Annotated in this window: 19 protein-coding genes and 1 pseudogene; 8 read left to right on the top strand and 12 right to left on the bottom strand. The window is 47.1% G+C overall.

Annotated features, from left to right (window positions below):
• Positions 1-9: 9 nt before the first annotated feature.
• Together NYE50_RS03130 and NYE50_RS03125 are read right to left on the bottom strand one after the other, a co-directional pair.
• Complete coding sequence (locus NYE50_RS03130) at positions 10-1,203, bottom strand: macrolide family glycosyltransferase (protein ID WP_159353842.1); 1,194 nt, start codon at positions 1,201-1,203, stop codon at positions 10-12.
• A 142-nt stretch (positions 1,204-1,345) separates the two neighbouring features.
• On the bottom strand, positions 1,346-2,032 hold the full coding sequence (locus NYE50_RS03125) for a GntR family transcriptional regulator (RefSeq protein WP_095273194.1): 687 nt from the start codon (positions 2,030-2,032) through the stop codon (positions 1,346-1,348).
• Between the two features lie 182 nt (positions 2,033-2,214).
• Here NYE50_RS03125 and NYE50_RS03120 point away from each other — a divergent pair, with 182 nt between their 5' ends.
• A complete protein-coding gene (locus NYE50_RS03120; protein ID WP_224988678.1) occupies positions 2,215-3,273 on the top strand; it encodes a tartrate dehydrogenase in 1,059 nt (352 codons plus the stop codon).
• Positions 3,274-3,320: 47 nt separating this feature from the next.
• Here NYE50_RS03120 and NYE50_RS03115 read toward each other — a convergent pair whose 3' ends face one another.
• The 4 genes from NYE50_RS03115 to NYE50_RS03100 form a co-directional block, all read right to left on the bottom strand.
• A complete protein-coding gene (locus NYE50_RS03115) occupies positions 3,321-4,103 on the bottom strand; it encodes a class I SAM-dependent methyltransferase (protein WP_014417050.1) in 783 nt (260 codons plus the stop codon).
• A gap of 35 nt (positions 4,104-4,138) precedes the next feature.
• Positions 4,139-4,756 carry an NUDIX hydrolase gene (locus NYE50_RS03110; RefSeq protein ID WP_014417049.1) on the bottom strand — a complete coding sequence of 206 codons (618 nt, stop codon included), beginning with the start codon at positions 4,754-4,756 and terminating at the stop codon, positions 4,139-4,141.
• A 175-nt stretch (positions 4,757-4,931) separates the two neighbouring features.
• Positions 4,932-5,804: a DMT family transporter gene (locus NYE50_RS03105; protein ID WP_224988676.1), complete on the bottom strand. Its 873-nt coding sequence runs from the start codon at positions 5,802-5,804 to the stop codon at positions 4,932-4,934.
• A 215-nt stretch (positions 5,805-6,019) separates the two neighbouring features.
• Positions 6,020-6,841 carry a MerR family transcriptional regulator gene (locus tag NYE50_RS03100; protein ID WP_014417047.1) on the bottom strand — a complete coding sequence of 274 codons (822 nt, stop codon included), beginning with the start codon at positions 6,839-6,841 and terminating at the stop codon, positions 6,020-6,022.
• A 131-nt stretch (positions 6,842-6,972) separates the two neighbouring features.
• Here NYE50_RS03100 and NYE50_RS03095 point away from each other — a divergent pair, with 131 nt between their 5' ends.
• The gene (locus NYE50_RS03095; RefSeq protein ID WP_159353840.1) at positions 6,973-7,443 is read left to right on the top strand and encodes a GNAT family N-acetyltransferase; all 471 of its coding nucleotides are present in this window, start codon (positions 6,973-6,975) and stop codon (positions 7,441-7,443) included.
• A 145-nt stretch (positions 7,444-7,588) separates the two neighbouring features.
• On the top strand, positions 7,589-8,332 hold the full coding sequence (locus NYE50_RS03090) for a sulfite exporter TauE/SafE family protein (protein WP_060963459.1): 744 nt from the start codon (positions 7,589-7,591) through the stop codon (positions 8,330-8,332).
• 40 nt (positions 8,333-8,372) lie between these two features.
• Here the strand turns inward: NYE50_RS03090 and NYE50_RS03085 are convergent, their stop codons facing one another.
• Complete coding sequence (locus NYE50_RS03085; protein WP_159353838.1) at positions 8,373-9,212, bottom strand: helix-turn-helix transcriptional regulator; 840 nt, start codon at positions 9,210-9,212, stop codon at positions 8,373-8,375.
• Between the two features lie 108 nt (positions 9,213-9,320).
• On the opposite strand from NYE50_RS03085, the gene fabF reads away from it, so the two are divergent.
• Positions 9,321-10,556 (top strand): beta-ketoacyl-ACP synthase II, encoded by a 1,236-nt coding sequence (fabF, locus tag NYE50_RS03080; RefSeq protein WP_053573702.1) that lies wholly within the window; start codon positions 9,321-9,323, stop codon positions 10,554-10,556.
• A gap of 29 nt (positions 10,557-10,585) precedes the next feature.
• Here fabF and NYE50_RS03075 read toward each other — a convergent pair whose 3' ends face one another.
• Positions 10,586-11,797, bottom strand: a complete 1,212-nt coding sequence (locus tag NYE50_RS03075) for a Bcr/CflA family efflux MFS transporter (protein WP_017419177.1) — start codon at positions 11,795-11,797, stop codon at positions 10,586-10,588.
• 145 nt (positions 11,798-11,942) lie between these two features.
• Positions 11,943-13,077, bottom strand: a pseudogene (locus NYE50_RS03070) (glycerol dehydrogenase).
• 282 nt (positions 13,078-13,359) lie between these two features.
• Here NYE50_RS03070 and NYE50_RS03065 point away from each other — a divergent pair.
• The 4 genes from NYE50_RS03065 (at position 13,360) to NYE50_RS03050 (ending at position 17,616) form a co-directional block, all read left to right on the top strand.
• Entirely contained in the window at positions 13,360-14,217 is an 858-nt protein-coding gene (locus NYE50_RS03065) for a YitT family protein (RefSeq protein ID WP_032866769.1), read from the top strand.
• Positions 14,218-14,333: 116 nt separating this feature from the next.
• Positions 14,334-14,861 carry a GNAT family N-acetyltransferase gene (locus NYE50_RS03060; RefSeq protein ID WP_159353837.1) on the top strand — a complete coding sequence of 176 codons (528 nt, stop codon included), beginning with the start codon at positions 14,334-14,336 and terminating at the stop codon, positions 14,859-14,861.
• A gap of 277 nt (positions 14,862-15,138) precedes the next feature.
• A complete protein-coding gene (gene abc-f, locus NYE50_RS03055) occupies positions 15,139-16,767 on the top strand; it encodes a ribosomal protection-like ABC-F family protein (protein ID WP_172868995.1) in 1,629 nt (542 codons plus the stop codon).
• Positions 16,768-16,893: 126 nt separating this feature from the next.
• Positions 16,894-17,616, top strand: a complete 723-nt coding sequence (locus NYE50_RS03050; protein WP_095273189.1) for a gamma-glutamyl-gamma-aminobutyrate hydrolase family protein — start codon at positions 16,894-16,896, stop codon at positions 17,614-17,616.
• A gap of 33 nt (positions 17,617-17,649) precedes the next feature.
• Here NYE50_RS03050 and NYE50_RS03045 read toward each other — a convergent pair whose 3' ends face one another.
• From NYE50_RS03045 to NYE50_RS03035, 3 genes are all read right to left on the bottom strand, one after another.
• Positions 17,650-19,803, bottom strand: a complete 2,154-nt coding sequence (locus NYE50_RS03045) for an MMPL family transporter (protein ID WP_172868998.1) — start codon at positions 19,801-19,803, stop codon at positions 17,650-17,652.
• Positions 19,804-19,900: 97 nt separating this feature from the next.
• Positions 19,901-20,536: a response regulator transcription factor gene (locus tag NYE50_RS03040; protein WP_053285505.1), complete on the bottom strand. Its 636-nt coding sequence runs from the start codon at positions 20,534-20,536 to the stop codon at positions 19,901-19,903.
• Positions 20,529-21,746: a sensor histidine kinase gene (locus NYE50_RS03035; RefSeq protein WP_079891268.1), complete on the bottom strand. Its 1,218-nt coding sequence runs from the start codon at positions 21,744-21,746 to the stop codon at positions 20,529-20,531. The genes NYE50_RS03040 and NYE50_RS03035 overlap by 8 nt, the downstream gene beginning before the upstream one ends.
• Between the last annotated feature and the right edge of the window lie 20 nt (positions 21,747-21,766).

The following is a 21,766-nucleotide window of genomic DNA, read 5'->3' as shown; positions in this document are numbered from 1 at the left end:
TTCCATGTATTATTGAGCATGTTTTTGTTCAATAAACCGGTCGATCCGGGCCAGAACATCCTTCATGTCCGTACAGTCTTTAAAGCTTTCATTAATGGCTTGAATGCCTTGTTTGTATTTTCCGTTATGCAGCACTTCTTTCGCGGCAAGCTTTACCTTTTCAGCGCTCACTTCATCTTTTTGCACGGTATAGCCTGCATCCAATTCAGTCAGGCGGCGCGCAACCATCGGCTGATCTTTATCGTGCGGGATGACGACCAGCGGCACTTGATAATGAATGCCTTCATTTACACTGTTCATTCCGCCATGCGTGACAAACACATCGGCTTGCTCCAGCACTTCAAGCTGCGGCACGTACGGGGCGATGATAAAGTTTTCCGGCGCCTGTTTGATTTTCGACAGATCGGCTTTTTCCCCGGCGGCAATGACTACTTTTCCTTCAAAATCTGAGAACGCGTCTATGCACAGATTGAAAAACGCTTCCGTGTCCCCGAGCACCGTTCCCATTGAGATATAAATGACTTTTTCATTCTTTAATGAGTCAATCGGGAAGTCGACGCGCCCTTTTCTCTTCGGAAAACTTGGACCGATAAATAAATACTCATCTCCGAATGTCTCGCTTTTGGGCTGAAAATATCTGCTTGTATAGACGACGTTCAATTCACCTGTGTTGTTCATAAATTGAACCATGCTGTCAGGGGCGACACCGTATTTGTCTTTCATCTCGGCCAACAGCTCTTCACATTCCCTGTCCGGCTGAAACGGCACGCCCGATTCCGGATGGAGCGGCAGTATTTTCAGACGGTCTTCATTGAACAGGAAGGATGCTGAAGAAGAGATGCCGGGGATGTTGAGATAATCCCGCACCAGCTCTCCCGCACCGAATTTATCATAATAGACGGCGTCGAATTGAATGTCCTCTGCCAGCCGCTGCACAATATGTAAAATCTCCAGTGACGTTTTGATATGAACCTTTAAAAATGCAAGTATGCCGGACGGACTGCCGGGATCAATGGGTGTCATTCTGAGCAGATCGCTGTGAAGATGAACTTTCGCCCCTACTCCTTCCAGTCTGCTTTTGTATTTTTCCGTTGAGATATAATGAACGTGATCGCCCCGTTCGCTGAAGGCCTTTGTCATACCCAAAGTCGGGTTTACGTGTCCTTCTGCGGGAAAATTGATCATCAGAATATGTTTCGCCATTTTTCAAACTCCTTTGCCTTTTTTGCGTCTCTTCCATATCCATCATAAATGACGCGGAAAAAATCATGCAAGGAACATCCGTCAGGTCTTTATGACGGTTCGATGACATCGGCAAAAAAAAAGACAAGGCTTTTCACCTTGTCTATCGTGATGATTCGTCTGTTTCTCCCGCTTTGAGCACGCCTTTCAGATGTTCTTCATCATGCTTGAGATGCTCCGTCATATATTGCACGGCTTTTGTTTTGTCGCCCTTTTTTATTTCTTCAAAGACTTTCCGGTGCTCATGCAGGATAACCTCCGCACGGTCATCGCCTTTAAAATTAAGAACTCTGCAAAAATGAATCAGCACATTGACATGCTCAAGCAGCATGGCCAGCCGGCTGTTGCGGCTGAAATCCACAAGGAGCTGATGAAACGACTCGTTTAAGGAAATAATCTCAGTCTCTTTGACGCCTTTATTGATGGCTTCTTCCGTCTCCCGCAGCTGTTTTTCAATGAGGTCAATTTCACTCTCAGCCGCTTCATCAATAACGAGTTCGACCGCCAGTGATTCAAGTGACATTCTGATTTTATAAATCTCTTCAACATCCTTAACGGACAAAGAATAAATGACAAAGCCGTTTCGATCGTCTGCCGTCAAAAGCCCGTCCTTTTCAAGGAGCCGCATGGCTTCTCTGACCGGCGACCGGCTGACTCCGAAATCCTTGGCCAGCTGAGTCTCATTCAGCCGTTCACCCGGTTTAAAAATCCCGTCAAATATCATTTTTTTCAATTGGGAATAAAATTGCAGATAATACGGGATTGGCTTATCTAATTTAAAATTATCCATCTTTCCTACCTCTTCATACAATTTAGGCCTTATTGTTACCAAGATCATATAACAGTTTATCTATGGAAGCAACATTCCCGAGCTTGTCAGCATATCGGATGTGGCGTAATATGGAATTATGATGAACGACGGTCGACGGTCTGCCGTAAACCGAAAACAATTCATTCAGAGGTGACGGAAACATGAAAACTTACAAGATTGCCAGCATACCGGGGGACGGTGTGGGGAAAGAAACAGTTCCGCAAGCGGAGCGGGTGTTGAACGCGATCGCCGAATTACATGGAGGCATTGCCTTTGATTTCACTTCTTTTCCGTGGAGCTGCGAGTATTATTTGGAGCACGGGACTATGATGCCGGATGATGGATTAGAAACGTTACAGCACTTTGATGCTTTGTTTTTGGGAGCGGTGGGGAATCAAAAACTCGTCCCCGATCATGTTTCGCTGTGGGGGCTGCTCATTAAGATACGCCGGGAATTTGAACAGGTGATTAATGTGCGGCCGGCAAAGCTCCTGCCGGGAATCACTTCCCCCCTCGTTAACCCGAAGGATTTTGATCTGATAGTCGTCCGCGAAAACAGTGAGGGCGAGTACAGCTCTGTCGGCGGCAGAATCTATCAGGGTGAGGACGAAATCGCCATACAAAACGCGGTCTTTTCCCGCCGGGGTACGGAAAGAGTGATGCGGTATGCTTTCGAACTGGCGGAAAGTCGGCGGAAACACGTCACAAGCGCGACGAAATCAAACGGTATTGTTCACTCGATGCCGTTCTGGGATGACATCTTTAAAGAGGTCAGCCGGGAGTACGCCGGGATTGAGACGGATTCCCAGCATATCGATGCACTGGCGGCCTTCTTTGTCACGCAGCCGGAACGCTTTGATGTCATTGTCGCTTCGAATCTGTTCGGAGATGTGCTGACAGATATCGGCGCGGCGATTATGGGAAGCATCGGAATCGCTCCCGCAGCCAACATCAATGTAAACGGCAAATACCCTTCCATGTTTGAGCCTGTTCACGGCTCCGCCCCGGATATTGTCGGAAAAGGAATTGCCAATCCTATAGGCCAAATATGGACGGCGAAATTAATGCTCGATTCATTCGGAGAAGAGGAACTGGGCCATCTCCTCTTACAATCTATTGAAACGGTCACAAACAGCGGCATTCTGACTCCTGATGTCGGCGGAAAACATTCAACGGAAGATGTCACTTCCGCTATTATTTCTCAAATCAAGAACAGATAATACGAAAAAACCGCGGGCAGGAAAACTGCACAGCGGTTTTTTTCGTCTCAGACGGGACGGACCGCGCAGAAACAGGCCGATTCACCTGTGAAGCCCGCAATACGGCCTGATTGATCCTTTTCTACAGAAAAAAACCGCTGTATATCACGAGGAGCATCCAACATCTGTTTTTCCAGTAATGCGGCTTTCTCTTCAGTCAGGCCTGCCCGTTCACACCAGACGGTAAATTGAAATGGTTTCAAAAAGCAGACAGCGGATTCAATCCGGAAGCCGGCTGTCTCCAGAAAACGGAGCCATTCTGTTTTTTTCCACGCCCGAAAGTGGCTCTGATCCCGTTTCTTTTCAATGTCATTATAAAAATGGTCATATTCATCCTTTTCAGGTGCGGTATTGTCAATGAGAAGCAGTCTGCCGCCCGGTTTGACAACCCGAAACGCTTCATGAACAAAGGCTCTGACATCGGGAAAATGATGCGCCGCGATTCTGCATGTGACGATATCGAAAGCAGCATCGGAAAACGGCATCTTTTCAGCATCGCCATTTTCGAATGACACGTTCGTCCATCCGTTTCCGGTTATAAATGCTTCAGCGGCTGCTAACATTTCTTCCGTGAGGTCATATGCGATAACAGAGCGTACGAGAGGAGCGAGAGCGTTAGCCGTATGTCCGCCTCCCGTCGCGATATCCAGCACGTTCATATGCTTTTCGGCACCGGAAGCTGAAACGAGATACGCCAAATCCTCTCCTGCGGCGTGTCCTGGACTAGTCACATATTTCGCGGCGTTTTTGGCAAATTGCCGCTGCGCCTGCTGTTTAATTGAATCCTCCATTATAATCGGGCCCCCTTTTCTTTCTGATTGCTGCCTTAATCAAAATAAACGGGTTCGTCCGGATGTTTGAGATATGCAAACATCCTTTCAATCTGACTTTCCGTATTGCGGGCTTCAGATAGCGGCGGCAGTTCCGTTTCCGCAAAAAAGCCGGCCGCGCTTGTTTCCGTTCCCTCCCTGAGCCGGCCGCCGATGATCTCGCATTTGATAAACACTTTGTAAACGTGGACGGCGGACGGCGGATGGGAATGGCATTTCTTATCCATTACAGCTAACAGTTTAACGGGCTTTACGTCGATTCCCGACTCCTCTTTTACTTCTTTGACAGCGGTCTCGCCCGGAGAAATCCCGATATCAGCCCATCCGCCCGGCAGCGCCCATCTGCCGTCGCTTTTCTCTCTTACCATTAATATGCTCTGATCTTTAAAAACTGCCGCTCTGATATCAACTTTCGGAGTGGGATAGCCCGTGTCACCGGCGAATACGTCTTTAATGATTCTTTTGTCGATGCCGGTATGATGCGCCATGATATCCACGCTTATTTTTCTTATTTCTTCAAATCTCTCAATATCATATATGTCTTTGGAATAAGCCAGCCCCGCTTGCGCCGCGGATTGAAGCTGTTTTGCCCATTCAAGCCATTTTGGCTCCATTTTTTCACCGCCCGTTATGTTAATTGACGAAACCCTGAGGGTCCGGGTATTGCACCTTGAGAGTACCGGTGCCCATGATCCGTTTCTGCTCCTTGTTTTCTGTTTATGGAGGGGCGAATCCTGCCGGGAAAACAGAAAAAAGCCATTCATTTGCTGAATGGCTTTTTTTCATTTTCTATTTTTCTTTCATGACGAGAACGACGCCTGAAACAATAAGGGCCGCCCCGATCCAGAAGGTTCCTCCGATCGTCTCTCCCAGCAGCAGCCAGCCGAGCAATGTCCCGGAAAGCGGCTGAAAGAAGAAAAACAGACCGCCGCTTGCCGCATTCAGCAATTGCAATCCGCGATTCCAAAGCATGAACGCGCAGGCGGTTGAGATCACACCCAAATATAAAAGTCCGCCCCATATCTCAGGCCGGGCAAGCTGAGACAAAGGAATCTCCTGAAGCGGGCCCGCTGTAAACGGGGTCAGGATGACAAATGCGACGCAAATGGAATACGTTGTGACGACAAGCGGTGAGTAATGGCCGGGAACCCGTTTCATCAGCACGGACATCAAAGCCCATGTCAGCGCCGCAGCCAGAACCGAGAGACCGCCGAGCTGGCTCGACATATCGAGATCTCCGTTCCCCACAATGAGCAATACTCCGATCGTCGCCAGCCCTGTCGATATTCCTTTTTTCAGCGTTAACCGCTCTTTCAACATCAGCCGGGCAAATACAACCATAAATGCGGGAGTGGATGCCGTAATAATCGCACCCATCTGCGCGGTTGATAATTTCGTGCCGATTTCCTGCGTGACGATCGAAATCGTGTTGCCGATCAATCCGATCGCAGCGATCAGTAATAAATCACGTTTATGAACTTTCCAGGATTGGCGTGTAAACAAACTGAGAATCAAAAGCGAAAGAAGCGCCACCGCATATCTCAGCCATACCAGTTCAAGCGGCGGAATGACCGCTACCACAACTTTTACAACGACATACATACCTCCCCAGATACTGGCGGCCAATGTCAAATAAATCGAACCGAACAATGTATTTTTCAATTTGATGCACCCTCCGTTATCATATTAGGTCACGTCATATGCCCTAACGGAGAGAAGCGCAGTCACTTTCCTCCATTAAGGGCGGAGAAGTGCTGCCGGTACATCATGTTCAAATAAGGGCGCTAGAAACATATCGTGTTTCACCTCAATTGCAATCTGATTTTTCTCATTATACAAGGTTTGTTAGAAGACGTAAACGAACGGCGGCACCGGCTTTATCGATTGCGGACTTGCAGCTGGATTCTTGTGATCTGATTGTCAAACCCGTCCGCCACAACCTCATCAAACATATATTCTTCATATGCATAATCGCCCATTTCCAGCCCATACTCTTCAATAAACTGCATGATGCTGCGGTAAGCCGCTTCCGCTTCATCCCCTATTTGGTACCCGACGGCATAAAGCCCTTTCGGCTTGATATGGAGGTCTCTATTCTCTATGCCTTCTTCTGTCTTCATATAAAAATGGGTGTAGTTGTAGAATTCTTTTTTCAGAATCTGCTCCCGCGCAAACAGTCCGCCGACCGGATGCCCCTGATCGAGTTCATGTACCCGCATATAGCGGATCAATTCGGAAATGGCGGCAGTGTATTGCCGTTCTGGCAAATGGAGTACGGGTCGTCCTATCATAAGTGTCTCTTCATCTAATCGCTGCAATGAGACGGAGGAAAAGTCTGTCTCCAAGGCTTGTTCGGTCAGCTTCACCTTTGTCTGAATCATCCTTTGCAGGTGCTCCAGCTTTTTGATTTTGCTTTCGATTTCTGAAGATTTCTCTTTTAAAAGCGTGATGATACCTTCAGGAGTTTTGTCTGTTAAGAGCGGTTTGATCTGCTTTAAGGGCACGCCGACCTCCTTAAACAGACCGATGACCTGGAACAGTTCGAATTGATGATAGGAATAGTATCTGTATCCATTCGCTTTTTTGATTTCCGGAGAAAGCAGGCCGATCTCGTCATAATGGAACAGGGTTTGTTTTTTTACGTGGCACAGTTTTGCAAATTCACCCGTTGTGAAGTATTTTCTGACGTCTTCGCTCATAATGCCTCCTTGACTATACGGTAACCATATCCTTTATGATGATCATTGTATCCGAGAGAAAGCTGATTCACAAATGGCTTACGCAATGAAAGCTTTACCGTCTCAAAAAAAGCGGAAGAGGAGTAACAAGTATGACGATTGAAATCAGAACAGTCACGGAAGAAAACCGTGCCGATATACTGGCGCTTCATGTAAGTGAAAGCCAGACTTCATTTATTGAAACCGCGGAAGAGTGCTTACAAGATGCTGAGGATTGCCGGCATTATCAGCCGGCCGGCCTTTATGTTGACGGGGAGTTGGTCGGCTTTGCCATGTACGGCTGGTTTCCGGAATATGATGAAGAAAATAAAAACGGCAGAGTGTGGCTTGACCGTTTTTTCATTGATGAACGATACCAGGGACGGGGATTGGGCAGACTGATGCTTGATGCCCTTATCCATCATCTCGCTCAATTATATGATTGCAGACGGATTTATTTAAGCCTGTTTGAAGATAACGTGCACGCACTGCGCCTTTATCAAAAATTCGGCTTTAGATTCAATGGAGAGCTGGACTCAAACGGGGAAAAAGTGATGGTCAAAGAGCTGCTGAGCGCTGTATAAAAGCATTCCGGCTTCTTGCCAATACTTTAAATTTGAGGTAACATAAAGTTATTGAACGACGGTCGACGGACAACGGTCGATCGTTAAACATCTGGTACAGCGGATCGAAACATTGTCATCAGGCATCTAAATGGAGGAGAAGATTGTGCTTATTATACTCGTTATGTTTCTGCTCGGGATTATTCTCGGGTTTATCGGCGCGGGGGGAGCCGGTTTTGTCATTGCACTTTTAACTATACTTTTTCACGTACCGATTCACACGGCTTTGGGCACTTCCCTTGCCGGAATGGCTTTCACAAGTTTGTCTGGAGCTTTCAGCCACTACCGTGAAGGCAATATTCAGATGAAAATCGGTCTCATCGTCGGCGTTTTTGCGGCATTCGGTTCATTTTTCGGGGCAAGGCTTACTTCTCTTATCCCCGCAGATTTGCTGCATTACTTGACGGCGGGCATGCTGTTTTTATCTGCTCTATTGATTTTAGTCCGGTTATTTATTTTAAAAGAAACACAAGAGGACACCGGACCGCAAAGCCATCTGAACATATGGGTGAAAGCCGTTGTTCTCGGTATTATCGCAGGAATCTTGTCCGGAACATTCGGCATCGGCTCTGCCCCTTTCATCCAAATCGGCTTAATGATTCTTTTGCGCTTATCCATCCGCCAGTCGGTCGGCACCACCATGCTAGTCATAATCCCGCTTGCAGTCGGCGGAGGTCTCGGTTATGTGACGGAAGGGTTTGTCGATTATATGCTGTTGGTCAAAGTGCTGATCGGAACGATGTGCGGCGCATATGTCGGAGCGAAATTCACCAATCTCGTGCCGAAAGTCATTCTGAAATCAGCCATCTTTTTAACACCGGCCATCGCCGGGCTGATGCTTTTATTTTAAACTGAAACGGAAGGCGGCGGCCTCCCGTTTTTTTCTGTTTTCACCTGTTTTCGAAAAGCTTTTTCAGCTTTGCTTCCGTTTCGGTATGATCTACCGGCGTATACACGCTGCAGCGCAGGTCACTATTGCCCTGAACCTGAAAAGAAGTCAGATTAAAGACCATTTTTCCCGCCTTCGCGTGGCGGAACTCAATTAATACTTCGGGAGCCGAGCTGACTTCGCTCTCATTCCACAGCGTATGAAACTCTGAATATGTCTTCTCCATTTCCTCTATAAACTGAGAATACCACGTATCCGCTACATACTGGCCGTAATACGTTCTGAAAATGGCAATGAAGCCTTTCACAAAATGCTCCCAGTTCACGGCTAGACTTCTTAATTCTTTTCTGGAAAACAATAGCTCTATGAGATTCCGTTTTTCAGGAGGAATTTGTTCAAAATCTAAAAACACGTGAGCCGCGGCCTGGTTCCATCCTACGATATGACACCGCCTGTCCGAGATAATGGTGGGACAATAACAGAGCTCCTGCAGGATTTTTGAAAGCGACGGGCTGATAACCGCTTCTTCCTCCGCGGTAAACGGCTGCTTCACGCCCTCCTCAATGGCAAGCGCGTATAAATAATTTCTCTCATCTTTGTTGAGCTGCAGCGCATCGGAAACGGCGTCCAATACGGCTGCGGACACTTTAATATCTCTGCCCTGCTCCAGCCACGTATACCACGTGGTGCTTACGCCGGCTAATTGCGCGACCTCTTCTCTTCGGAGTCCGGGCGTTCTTCTCCGTGTGCCCATGGGCAGCCCGGCCATCTGCGGAGAAATTTTGGCCCGCTGCGTTTTTAAAAACTCTGAAAGCGCCTGCAATCTTCCTTCTGGTATCATACCGAATCTCTCCTCTCTTACCCTGGTATTCATTATACTAGGATAATCAACAACTTGTAATAGGATAATTGCGAGTTACAATAAATACATACTGAAGGAGGAATGACCATGAAAAGAGTTGTGATCACCGGAATGGGAGTGATTTCACCTCTCGGCAATGATGTGCATACATTTTGGAAACACCTGACGGAAGGAAAATCGGGAATCTCTTTCATCGATTCGTTTGATGTCTCCGGTTCAAAGACAAAAATAGCCGGTACCGTCCGTGATTTTGACGCAGAAGAAAGATGGGGCAGAAAAGAAGCGAGACGGCTTGACCGTTTCAGCCAGTTTGCTTTAGCGGCAGCGGAACAGGCGCTTGAAAGCTCCGGGATTCAGCTCGATCAGATTGACCGTGAACGCCTCGGCGTGTACGTCGGCTCGGGAATCGGCGGCATCACGACTTTGATTGATAACGTTCATACTTTAAATGAACGGGGAGCGCGAAAAGTGAGCCCGAGCCTTGTCCCCATGATGATCTCAAACGCGGCCGCCGCTCAAATCAGCATCAGATTAGGCGCGCTCGGCCCCTCACTTTCTCCCGTCACCGCGTGTTCCATCGGCAATACGTCGATCGGGGAAGCATTCAACGCCATTCGGAATGATGACGCAGATATCATGTTTGCCGGGGGAGCGGAAGCGGCGATTACGAATTTGTCATTAGCCAGCTTCGGCAATGCCCACGCGCTGTCAGCGAGAAATGAAGACCCCGCCGCGGCAAGCCGGCCGTTTGACGCGGATCGCGATGGGTTTGTCATGAGTGAAGGCGCGGGCATCTTAGTATTGGAATCATTGGATAGCGCAATCGGCAGAAATGCCCCGATCCTTTGTGAGGTGCTCGGCTACGGCGCAAGCTCTGACGCCTATCATATGGTAGCCTCTCATCCGGAAGGAACGGGCGCATACCTGGCGATGAAAAACGCTTTGAAAAAGGCGAACGTTTCAGCGGAAGACATTGATGTCGTAAGCGCTCATGCGACAAGCACAAAAGCCGGAGATCTTTCTGAAACATTGGCCATCAAGACATTATTCGGGGAGCTTGCCTATGACATTCCGGTTACGGCCAACAAATCAATGCTCGGCCACATGCTTGGCGCGGCAGGCGGCGTTGAAGCCATCGCTCTGACAGAAAGCCTGAGACACGGCATCATTCCGCCGACGATCAATCTGCAGCACCCTGATTCGGCATGTGATTTGGACTATGTAGCAGACGGACCCCGCCAGCAATCGTTAACGATCGGCCTTTCCAACTCATTCGGCTTTGGGGGGCATAATTCGGCGATTGTGCTGAAGACATATGAATAGGCGGGCATCAAAAAAAGGAGTGAATCATTTCACTCCTTTTTTGCTTTCTCCGGTTTTGTTGTTAAGGCGAAAAAAGCGATGGAACCGATAACGGATGTCGTGAACATTATTGCCCCCATCGGCACGGCCGTCGCTTCATTCATCCCCACAAGCGGCGACACGATGGAACCGAGAAGAAGCGGAAGCATGCCGAGCAGTGCGCTTGCGCTTCCCGCGCGGTGTCCCTGCTTTTCCATCGCCAATGTAAAGGTGCTTGTCAGCGTCATGCCGATCGTAATCATATAAATAAAAATGGAAATCACCAGTGCCGCCAGCGGCCCGTGAATGATTGTCATGACGAGCAGAACGGCAGTCGCCGTCATCGCTGTAATCACGCCGATTCTCAGCAGGCTTTTTTCGTGAATGATCCCGCCGAAACGCCCGATGATAAAGCTTCCGGTAATGATCGCCAGACCGTTTATGCCGAATAAAACACTGAATACCTGAGGCGATACTCCGTAAATATCCTGATACACGAAAGGCGTTCCGGAGACATACGCAAAGCTCCCGCCGTGAATAAAACCGACCGTCAGCGCATAGCCGATAAATGACCGATCCTTCAGCAGGCTTCCCATTGTCCGCACGGAATTTCCGATGGAGCTCGGAATCCGCTTTTCCGGCGGCAGGGTTTCTGTCAGCTTGAGCGCAATGATGAGAACAAGCAAAAACCCAATAAAGGTTAAAAAGAGAAAAATCGTATGCCATGATGCAAACGGGAGCAGTAAAATCGCGCCTCCCGTCATCGGCGCCACCATCGGCGCTACGGCGGTAATGACCATCAGCAGCGAGAAAAATTTAGAAAGCTCTCTTCCCGTAAACACATCTCTGACGATTGCACGGGATAAAACGAGTCCTGCCGAAGCGGTGAACCCTTGAAGAAAACGGGCAATCACTAGTGTTGCAATGTTCGGTGCAAGCGCGCAAAACAGAGAAAACAACGCAAATAAAAAAATACATAGTAATAACGGTTTTCTTCTTCCCTTCGCGTCACTTAACGGGCCGACAACAACCTGTCCGATTGTCAGTCCGATCAGACAAGCGGTTAAACTGAGCTGGACAAGCGAAGCGCGGGCGCTTAAATCTTCGGCGATTTCAGGGAAACTCGGCAGATACATATCTATATTGAGCGGCCCCAGTATCGCAAGCATTCCGAGAAGAAAAGCAAGCGCAAGCCGCTCCTTACCGGTCGGATTATGCAGCATATCGTTCCCACCTTTCCTTTGTCAATCTCTCAAAACATTTGTATATTGTATCATAATTTTTTCTTTATTTTTAAAAGTTTTCAAAGGGCATAAAAAAACCAAGGGCTGTAGCAGCCCTTGGGTCCGGGTCACGCGGTAAAAGGTTTTACGCGTGTTTTTCTTTAAATGCTTTTGCGTATTGATCAGCCGCTATAATGGCATCCGCCACGTCGTCAGCCGTCACGTCAAAAGCGGCATGAATTGTTTCTTCTTCAATCGTCGCGGCTTCTGCCACTTTCATAATGTCCTCTTTAGATGCGTCTTTCAATTTGATGTCTTCAAGTGTGACAGGCAGCCCCAAGCTGATATAAAACGCGATATACCGCTCAATTTCCTCAAGCGAACGTTTTTCCAGCGCCAATTGAACGAGCGTGCCGAATGCCACTTTTTCACCGTGGGTCAAGTGATGGATTTCACCTTCAAGCGCGGTGAAGCCGTTGTGAATGGCATGTGCCGCAGCTAAGCCGCCGCTTTCAAATCCCAGTCCGCTCAGAAGTGTATTGGCTTCAACCACCGCTTCCAATGCGGGCGTAACGGCTTTCGCTTTCACAGACTCATAAGCGAGATGGCCGTATTTGAATAATACCGCTTCACATTTTTCCGCGATAGCCTCTCCGGCGATTGTCGGAATTCCGCCTGCCATCGTTTTACCGCCATTGGCGATGACACCTGCGCGCCTCTATCCACGTCGCCATTGCATCGGCAATCCCTGATGCTAAAAAGCGCGGCGGAGCTTCCGCGACGATTTTCGTATCGACCAGAACCAGGTCAGGATTCTTATGATAGAAACGATAGTTTTCGAACGCGCCTTGTTCAGAATACACGACAGACAGCCCGCTTGTCGGAGCATCCGTTGAAGCGGCCGTCGGCACGATAACGGTATAGCCGTTTATTTCATCTGATACGGCTTTGGCCGTATCAAGCGTTTTACCGCCGCCGACACCGATGACAATAGTCGCGCCTGCTTTTTCTGCGATGCCAGCAATTCTTTTCATTTCTTCCTGGGAGGCTTCGCCGTTGAAAACCGCCTCTTCAGAAGAGATATTGCTTTTCTTTAATTCAGCCGTCACCTTGTGGCCCGCGATATCCCATACGGTTTTGTCCGCGATGACGACGGCTTTTTCACCAACGCCCTCCAGATGTCCGCCGATCGTTTCAATGGCGTTTTTTCCCTGCACGTATTTGGCCGGACTGATAAAAATTCGTTCCAATGTCATCATCCCTTCTTCGTTGTCTCTCATTACATTTCTCTTATTGATAGAGCAGAAATGAAAACTCTTCTGATATAATTCCTCGTTTTAACTTGATTTAAACCTCATATACACTGCAGAAAAATCAATTTTCACGGCATTGACAAGATGTGAAGGTGTCTATATAATCTTCGATATTGAAGCTGATCATTCTTTACTGAATGAACAAACGAGATTGTGAATGATTCGTCTTAAAAATTATTTAGTTCTGCTGGATAATTTTTGAGGCGTTTTTGTTTTTTATATATTTTTGACTGCAGAGGAGGTTTGCACATGAAGAACATTTGCAAGGATATACTGATGATTATGGCCGGAGCCTTTCTTATTGCGGCGTCCGTGGAATTTTTCGTCATCCCGAATCATTTAGGGGACGGCAGCACCGTGGGAATCGCTCTCGTGTTATATTATCTTTTCCATATACCTGCAAGTATTACGACTCTGGTTGTAAATTTGATTTTTATCGGGCTGGCTTATAAATTTTTAACGAAAAAAACGATTTTATACACGATACTCGGTACGGGAATGACTTCTGTTTTTCTCAGCATCGTCAGCTTTATTCCGTTCGGCGTGCACGATATGGTGCTCGGGATTGTATTCGGCGCTCTGCTGATGGGAGCGGGGCTGGCATTGATCTTTATCGCTGACGGATCTACCGGCGGGACCACGCTTTTGGCGTATTTATTAAATTACACAAAGGGCTTTAACATCTCGAAAAGCATGTTTTATATGGATTGTGTCATCATTTTCGCATCCGTTTTAGCGATCGGCATCAATCATATGCTGTATACGTTTATATTCGTATATCTGTGCGCCAAAATCGTCGATATTGTCATTGAGGGTTTCCATAATAAAAAAGCTCTCACCATTATGTCTGACCAATACGAAGAAATCGCCAAAGCCATCACCTCCGAGTACGGCAACGCGGCGACGATTTTTTACGGATACGGGTATTACGGCAGCAAAGACAAGCGCATTATCTATGTTGTCATTAAAAAGAACGAATTGCTGAAAATCAAAAAACATGTTCAAAAAATTGATCCGAAATCATTTATCGTTATTCATGAAGTAAAAGAAGCTGTCGGAGGGCAATTCGGGTTTACAAACCTGCCCGCCGCCGGAAATGAAAAATAACCGCCTGCAGTGTATAGCTGCAGGCTTTTTTTATTCGGCTCTTCCCCGCTCAAAGGTTTTTACATCTTTCAATCGAAGTAGTAAATGAAACCTTTTTTGATGGAGGAACATAAAAAATGAATATCAAAACTGACAGGCTCGTAATTCGGACATTTGAACCGGAAGATTGGCAGGATGTCTATGCGTACGCCTCAAATCCGAATGTCATGAAATATATACCAGAGGGTGTCTTTACCGAAGATGATGCCAGGAAATTCGTTACTGAAAACAGCGGTGAACATGCCGGGAAGTTTCCCGTTTTATTGAAGAATGAGAAAACGGTCATTGGCCACATTGCTTTTTTTCAGTATTTTGGCGATCATACGTATGAAATCGGCTGGGTGTTTCACCCGGAATACCAGGGCAAAGGATATGCTTCAGAGGCGGCGCGCGCCGTGCTGGCATTCGGGTTTAACAAGATGAAATTACACCGGATCATTGCGACATGTCAGCCGGAAAACACGGCTTCGCACCGGGTGATGGAAAAGATCGGAATGAGACGGGAAGGATTTTTTAAAAAATGCATCCCCCATGATAATGAATGGTGGGACGAATATTATTATGCCGTTTTAGAAGAAGAGTGGGAAGTCCCCAATCTGGAATAAAAAGGCTTATACCCTTTGCTTTTACAGATAAGTGTGTGCTACACTGTTTGTAACAAATACGAAGGGATGATGGGTGGACAATGATTAACTAATCTTATTTTGACCGTTTGAAATCAAATATTTCAAATCAGAAAAAATAGGATTAGTCTGCCCATTTTCTATACGATACGAAAGCTATGTAAAAATAGCTTATTTGATCATGCACAGGTACGGCTAATCCTTCCAAATCAATTGGGAGGATTTTTTTGGTCCTCCCTTTAAAGCGAGGGATTGACATATGAAAGAAATGTTAAAAATAAGCGGCATCAGTTATGAAATCAACAGCGTTCCCCTTTTTGAACAGATCAGCGCGAGCGTTCAGCAAGGTGACATCATCGGCGTTATCGGTAAAAACGGCGCCGGCAAATCGTTATTGCTGCAATTGATCTGCAATCAAAAAGCGCCGTCACAAGGACAGATCCAGATGATGCAAGATGTGAATATATATATGGTGGAACAAGAAACGGAAGCTTATGATTCCGGCCATCCGGAGCCTGCGGAGGCAGCCTTGTTAGAAAAGTGGAACGTGCCCGCACGCGCCTTTTCGCAATTAAGCGGCGGAGAAAAATTGAAAGCCCGTCTTGCCAAAGGTTTCTCCTCCTCAAGCAGCCTTTTGTTATTAGATGAGCCGACGAACCACCTCGATCAGCACAGTTTAGAAATACTGCTAAATCAGATCAAGAATTACAAAGGCACCATTGTTTTTGTTTCGCATGATCGTGCTTTTATAGATGCAGCGGCGACAAAAATCTGGGCCATCGAAGGAAAGAAACTCATTGAACATAAAGGGAATTATTCAAGCTATATGGAGGTCCGCAAACAGAGAAGACTGACACAGCAGCGGGAATATGAGAATCAGCAGCATATGATCAGACGGATTGAAGCTCAAATGAACGAGCTGAGCGCCTGGTCAAAAAAAGCCCACGCCCAATCAACGAAAATAGAAGGATTTAAAGAATACCATCGCGTAAAAGCAAAACGCACGGACGCCCAGATTAAATCAAAGCAGAAGCGCCTTGAAAAAGAGCTTGAAAAAGCGAAAGCAGAACCGGTTGAAGCGGAGTATGAAGTCCGTTTTTCCATTGAACACCGCAAAAAAGCGGGAAAGCGTTTTTTAGAAGTAAGGGATGCCGCAAAGTCATATGACGGCCGAATGCTTTTTAAAAACGTGAATTTTACTGTGATGCACGGTGAAAAGATCGCGATTACAGGCCCGAACGGCAGCGGGAAAACAACATTATTGAAGGTCATCCTCGGGCAGGAAAAAGCGCAGGGCAGCATATGGATTTCTCCGTCTGCAAACGTCGGATATTTAACGCAGGAAGTATTCGACCTCCCGCTTGATAAAACCCCCGAACAGCTTTTTTACAAAGAAACGTTCGAGGAAAGGGGAAATGTTCAATCTCTCATGAAGCATTTAGGATTTACCGCAGCGCAATGGACGGAACCCATCGGCAAGATGAGCATGGGAGAGCGGGTCAAATGCAAACTGATGGCGTTTATTCTGGAGGAGAAAGATGTGCTGATTCTGGATGAGCCGACAAACCACCTTGATCTGCCGTCACGCGAGCAGCTTGAAGACACTTTGGCCCGATACGACGGAACGCTTATCATCGTATCTCATGATCGCTACTTTCTCGAAAAGACGACGGACATCCGGCTTGATATCTCAAATGGCAGCGTCCGAAAACAATGGAAAGAATCCCCCTCTGTCAGGGACGATGCTGAAGAACTGCGATTAAAGCTTGAAACCGAACGGCAGGAAGTCCTCGGAAAACTCAGCTTCATGACTCCGGCTGATAAACAATATCGTGAGCTTGATCAAAAATTCAAAGAGCTGACGGAAGAAATCAAGAAATTGAAATGAATGTAAAAACCCGTGATTGTCACGGGTTTTGTTTTGGAAAGTTCACGTATCATGAAGAATAATTTCAAACTGATTTGTACAACCTACGTTCAGATTTATTATGAGCATGGTTCAGGGGGGCAAAGAATGGCCAAACGCATCGGAATTACGGGAAACATTATGGCTGATCAATCCGGTCCTTTCCCGGGTTATAATCGGGCATATGTCAATAATGATTATATTCAGTCTGTTTCTGAGGCCGGCGGTGTGCCGTTTATACTGCCGGTGATTCAAGAGACGGCGCTTGTAAAGGAACAGGTCTCTCATGTTGACGGGATCATTCTGTCCGGCGGCCAGGACATAGACCCGCTGTTTTACGGCGAAGAACCTTTACAGGCTTTAAGAAAGACCTTTCCTGATCGGGACGCCTACGAGAAGGAGCTGATTCTCACGGCGGTTGCTTTAGAAAAGCCGATTCTGGCCATCTGCCGGGGGATGCATATGTTAAACGTCACTTACGGGGGAACTTTATATCAGGATCTGACACACGCTTCATTTGCTGAAATCAAGCACGATCAAGAAAAAGATCCACCGTTAAAAACCCATCATGTTTCCTTTGAAAAAGGGACACGTCTCCATTCTTTGTTCGGCGATTCAGCGCGGGTGAATTCGTTCCATCACCAGATCATAAAAGAGACGGCGCCTTCGTTTAAAGCCGCGGCTTATGCGAAAGACGGGGCCATTGAAGCGATTGAACGGACGGGTGAATTATTTGTCGTCGGCGTGCAATGGCATCCCGAAATGCTGACAAAAAAACATGAAGACATGAAAAAGCTTTTTTCTCTTTTCATGAATGCGATCAGCACATAAAAAAAGCAGATCATAACGATCTGCTTTTTCATTTTATTCTTCCGGTTTCTCCGGTGTTTTGCCTTGTGTCAGCTTATGGCCTTCGATATCCACATTCGGAATGATCTTATCCAGCCACTTCGGCAAGTACCAGGCCGCATGTCCCATCAGCTTCATGACACTCGGAATAATGGTCATTCTTACAATGAACGCATCAAAAAGAACACCGAAGGTCATTGCCAAGCCCATGGATTTGATCGTAGCTTCTCCCGCAAAGATGAATCCCGCAAAGACGAAAATCATGATCAGTCCCGCCGCTGTTACGACAGGTCCGCTATGTTTCAATCCGGCATGGATGGCTTGTACCGGATTTTTTGTTTTGACATATTCTTCTCTCATTCTGCTGACAAGGAATACTTGATAATCCATCGCCAGTCCGAAAAGAATACCGATCGCTAAAATAGGCAGGAAGGCGAGAATCGGGCCTTTTTCCGGAATGCTGAGCAAGCCGGTGAAATTCCCATCCTGCAGAACGAATACCGATAAGCCGAGTGTAGCGGTCATCGTCAGCAAAAAGCCGACGACGGCGGCAAGGGGCACGAGAAGCGAGCGGAAAACAACGCTCAGCAATACAAACGCAAACCCGACAATGAGAATGGCGAATTCCGGAATGGCATCGTTTAACCGATCTGAAATATCAATGTTCACCGCGGTTGACCCGGTGACGAGCAGGCGGATGCCGTTTTTGTCTGATCGTTTCCGTATATCCTGCACTAACTCTTTCGTTGCCTTATCATTCGGCCCGGTTTCAGGCACTGCCGTAATAATGGCATAGTCCCCTTTTTCGTTCGGCATGGCCGGTGTGACGCTCGCCACATTGTGCAAATCCTTCATTTCGTTCACGGCGTCTTGAAATGCTTCACTTTTGTTCCCCTTGACCCCTTTTGCATCGGCAACAATTGTCAGCTTGCCGTTAAAGCCCTCGCCGAATCCTTTAGACAAAAGATCATAGGCGCGGCGATCCGGGCTGTCTTTCGCTTTCATTCCCGCATCAGGCAGCCCCAGCTCTAAATGCATGGCCGGCAGACTGATGACGGCTAAAAGAATAATGCTGAAAATGCTTAACAGAATAGGCTTCTTTGTAACGAAGCGCCCCCAGGCATTCGTGTCGGCGCTTTTCTTTTCTTTCTTCTTGTTTGATTTCGGAATCATCCGTTTTCCCACGATTGACAACACCGCAGGAACCAGCGTTACTGATGCCAATACAGCCATCAGCACACTGAGTGCCGCAGTCAATCCCATGGCAGACATGAACGGAATGCCGACAACGGTCAATCCGCAAAGCGCGACGATCACGGTCAGTCCCGCAAAAACGACGGCGCTGCCAGCCGTTCCCGCGGCTTTAGCGATCGATTCATTTTTTTGTACACCTTCGCCCAAAAACTGACGATGCTTCGTAAAGATAAACAGCGCATAATCAATCCCGACGGCCAGTCCGATCATTCCGGATAATGAGAGACTGACCGAGGCTATCGTAAAGAACTGTGTCCCGATTAACGTCAGCGCGACGCTTACGCCTAACCCAATCAGGGCCGTGACAATCGGAAGCCCCGCTATGACTAATGAACCAAACGTAATAGCCAGTACGACGAATGCCAGCACAACGCCGACAATTTCAGATACACCGCCGATTTCAACACCGGCCCCCGGCACATCGCCGCTGAGCTCCGTCTGCAGACCTTTGTCTCCTGCGGCGGACAGACTGTGTTTAATATGTGAAACAGACGCATCCGTAATGTCATCCGCCGCTTTTTTGTACGTAATATCGGCATATGCTACTGATCCGTCTTTAGAAATGGTTCCTGTCTCAAAAGGACTTGCAATCGAAGCGACTGAATGATCTGTTTTGATCTTCTTTAATGTCTCTTCAATCGCTTGTTTTTCCGGTTTTGACGTCAATTTCTTCCCGTCTTCAGCTCCGAAAATAACCCGTATGCTTCCTTTATCGGGACCCTTTGAAAATTCTTTTTGAATCATATCCATCGCCTTTTCAGAAGGTGTGTCGGGAATTGACATATCCTCAGAAAAAGCAGGTTTTAACGAGATGGCGATCACAATCGAAGCGATCAGTATCACGAGCCACGCACTGATCATTTTTAATCGATTGCGGGCAGACCATCCCCCTAATTTATATAAAAAACCAGACATCGAATACTCCTCTCCAATCATTACTTTCTGCCTAATTGTAGTTCACATTCACATAAAAAAACGTACATAGGGGCATGTACGTTTGGGCAGTTTTTCATTATATATTCAGTTTCAGAATGCCTTTTTGCATGGCAATGGTGACGGCTTCCGTCCGCGAATCAGCGCCTAATTTGTTATAAATTGATGTTAATCTCGCTTTTACCGTCCGCTCTGAGATTCCTAAATCGAAGGCGATCGCTTTGCTTTTATGTCCTTGCGCAACGGCTTGCAGAACTATGATTTCCTTGTCCGTCAGCTGTGTTTCATTGGCATTTGCCCGTTCCATTTTCATTTCCCGGAAACGCCGCAAGATGTCCGGCTGCAGAAGCACTTCTCCCCTGACTGCCGCATCCATCGTATGAAATAAGGTTTCTGAGCTTGTGTCCTTCAGCAGATAACCGTTCGCGCCTGATTCGATGCCTTCTATCATCAGATGATCTTCATTATAGGTCGTCAAAATAATGATCGGCACATCAGAATGCTCTTTTATCTGTTTAATGGCTTCCAGCCCGCTCATTTCCGGCATGTACAGATCCATGAGAATGACATCGGGCTTTAGTTCCTCTGCGAGGCGGACGGCGGTTTTCCCGTTTTCCGCTTCTCCCGTTATGGTGTAATGGTCATTTGTTTCTATCAAAAGCTTCAGACCTTCTCTGACGACAAGATGGTCATCTGCTATTAACACTTTATACATGTTCCGCCTCTCCCTGAATTGGTATGATGATCTCAATTTGAGTCCCCGCTGATCTGGCGCTTGTTATACGGAAAGTACCGTTCATCATATTGACGCGTTCTTGTATCCCAAGCAGCCCGTAATGTCCGCTTTTTCTCATTTCTGTTCCGGCATCAAAGCCTTTCCCGTCATCTTTGACGGTTATGCGGATCTGTCTCTCTTCTTCCCGAACGGACACCCAGACATTCTTTGCTTCTGCATGCTTGGCGGCGTTTGTCAGGCCTTCTCCGATCATGTAATGGCAATTCTCCGCCGTATGAACGTCAAGCACATGATGCACGCTGTAATCTAAAAAACAAGACAGCCCGGAGGCTTCTGTAAAATGGTTGATTTGTTCAGTGATGCTTTCTTTTAAGAAGCCGATCTCTTCTGATTTACTGCGAAGGTTATCAATGGCCGAGCGCGCATCAGCCAATGTGCCCTTCACTCTGTCCATTGACTGGCTGATGATGTCTTTCGCTCTGTCAGTGTTATCTTTCGAAAGATGAACTTGCACCGCTTCAAGCTGCATGTGCAAGCTGACCAATCCTTGGGCAAGCGTATCGTGTAAGTCTCTCGCCATCCGCTGTCTTTCATTCTGAAGCGTCAGCTGTTTCACTTGCCGGTGAGCGAGCTCTAATTTTTCAAGCGTCATCTGTGTTTTTATTTTTTCATCAACTTGCGCGAAAAATGTGGCCGCATACGTGATAATCACGATCATGATGGGAGCGGCGATAACGATGAAACGCAGCAGATGATGCGGATGCTCCTGATGCAGGGCTGTTATGGACATTAAAATGAAAAGATAGAGTATGAGCAACGTTTTTCCCTTATCCGCCATTCCGATAATCTGCCCGATTAAAAAGGCATAGAGACCGATGACCAGTGCGATATAGCCGCCGGTCATCAAGTTAGCCGATGTATATATGATAAATCCCTGTATGATGAAATAAAGAAACGTCTTTTTCTTCACCCAGCGATGGGAATGCCAGTGCAGCACGGTAAAAATGACGATCAATATCGTGAATAACAGCTGCAAAAAAACCGTCCAGCTTTCATAAATGTACTGCAAAGAAACTGATGCGGCATATACCATTAAAATAAACGCCAGACCGGGCACCCGAAGCGCAAGCATATGCAATGAGCGTCTGTCACGGGAGACGTAGTCTTCTTGATGTTTTGTACCAAACAATCTCTGTCCACTTCCTTTTA

It is taken from the genome of Bacillus sp. EU55, from assembly GCF_038005925.1.
GTDB classification, from domain to species: domain Bacteria; phylum Bacillota; class Bacilli; order Bacillales; family Bacillaceae; genus Bacillus; species Bacillus velezensis.
The sequence above is the reverse complement of the archived record's forward strand: the minus strand, read 5'-3'. Positions and strand labels throughout refer to the sequence as shown.

Excerpts from the sequence above, each read along its gene's own strand:
- NYE50_RS03130 (WP_159353842.1), bottom strand. The coding sequence starts at position 1,203 with ATGGCGAAACATATTCTGATGATCAATTTTCCCGCAGAAGGACACGTA.
- NYE50_RS03125 (WP_095273194.1), bottom strand. The coding sequence starts at position 2,032 with ATGGATAATTTTAAATTAGATAAGCCAATCCCGTATTATCTGCAATTT.
- NYE50_RS03120 (WP_224988678.1), top strand. The coding sequence starts at position 2,215 with ATGAAAACTTACAAGATTGCCAGCATACCGGGGGACGGTGTGGGGAAA.
- NYE50_RS03115 (WP_014417050.1), bottom strand. The coding sequence starts at position 4,103 with ATGGAGGATTCAATTAAACAGCAGGCGCAGCGGCAATTTGCCAAAAAC.
- NYE50_RS03110 (WP_014417049.1), bottom strand. The coding sequence starts at position 4,756 with ATGGAGCCAAAATGGCTTGAATGGGCAAAACAGCTTCAATCCGCGGCG.
- NYE50_RS03100 (WP_014417047.1), bottom strand. The coding sequence starts at position 6,841 with ATGAGCGAAGACGTCAGAAAATACTTCACAACGGGTGAATTTGCAAAA.
- NYE50_RS03095 (WP_159353840.1), top strand. The coding sequence starts at position 6,973 with ATGACGATTGAAATCAGAACAGTCACGGAAGAAAACCGTGCCGATATA.
- NYE50_RS03085 (WP_159353838.1), bottom strand. The coding sequence starts at position 9,212 with ATGATACCAGAAGGAAGATTGCAGGCGCTTTCAGAGTTTTTAAAAACG.
- fabF (WP_053573702.1), top strand. The coding sequence starts at position 9,321 with ATGAAAAGAGTTGTGATCACCGGAATGGGAGTGATTTCACCTCTCGGC.
- NYE50_RS03075 (WP_017419177.1), bottom strand. The coding sequence starts at position 11,797 with ATGCTGCATAATCCGACCGGTAAGGAGCGGCTTGCGCTTGCTTTTCTT.
- NYE50_RS03065 (WP_032866769.1), top strand. The coding sequence starts at position 13,360 with ATGAAGAACATTTGCAAGGATATACTGATGATTATGGCCGGAGCCTTT.
- NYE50_RS03060 (WP_159353837.1), top strand. The coding sequence starts at position 14,334 with ATGAATATCAAAACTGACAGGCTCGTAATTCGGACATTTGAACCGGAA.
- abc-f (WP_172868995.1), top strand. The coding sequence starts at position 15,139 with ATGAAAGAAATGTTAAAAATAAGCGGCATCAGTTATGAAATCAACAGC.
- NYE50_RS03050 (WP_095273189.1), top strand. The coding sequence starts at position 16,894 with ATGGCCAAACGCATCGGAATTACGGGAAACATTATGGCTGATCAATCC.
- NYE50_RS03045 (WP_172868998.1), bottom strand. The coding sequence starts at position 19,803 with ATGTCTGGTTTTTTATATAAATTAGGGGGATGGTCTGCCCGCAATCGA.
- NYE50_RS03040 (WP_053285505.1), bottom strand. The coding sequence starts at position 20,536 with ATGTATAAAGTGTTAATAGCAGATGACCATCTTGTCGTCAGAGAAGGT.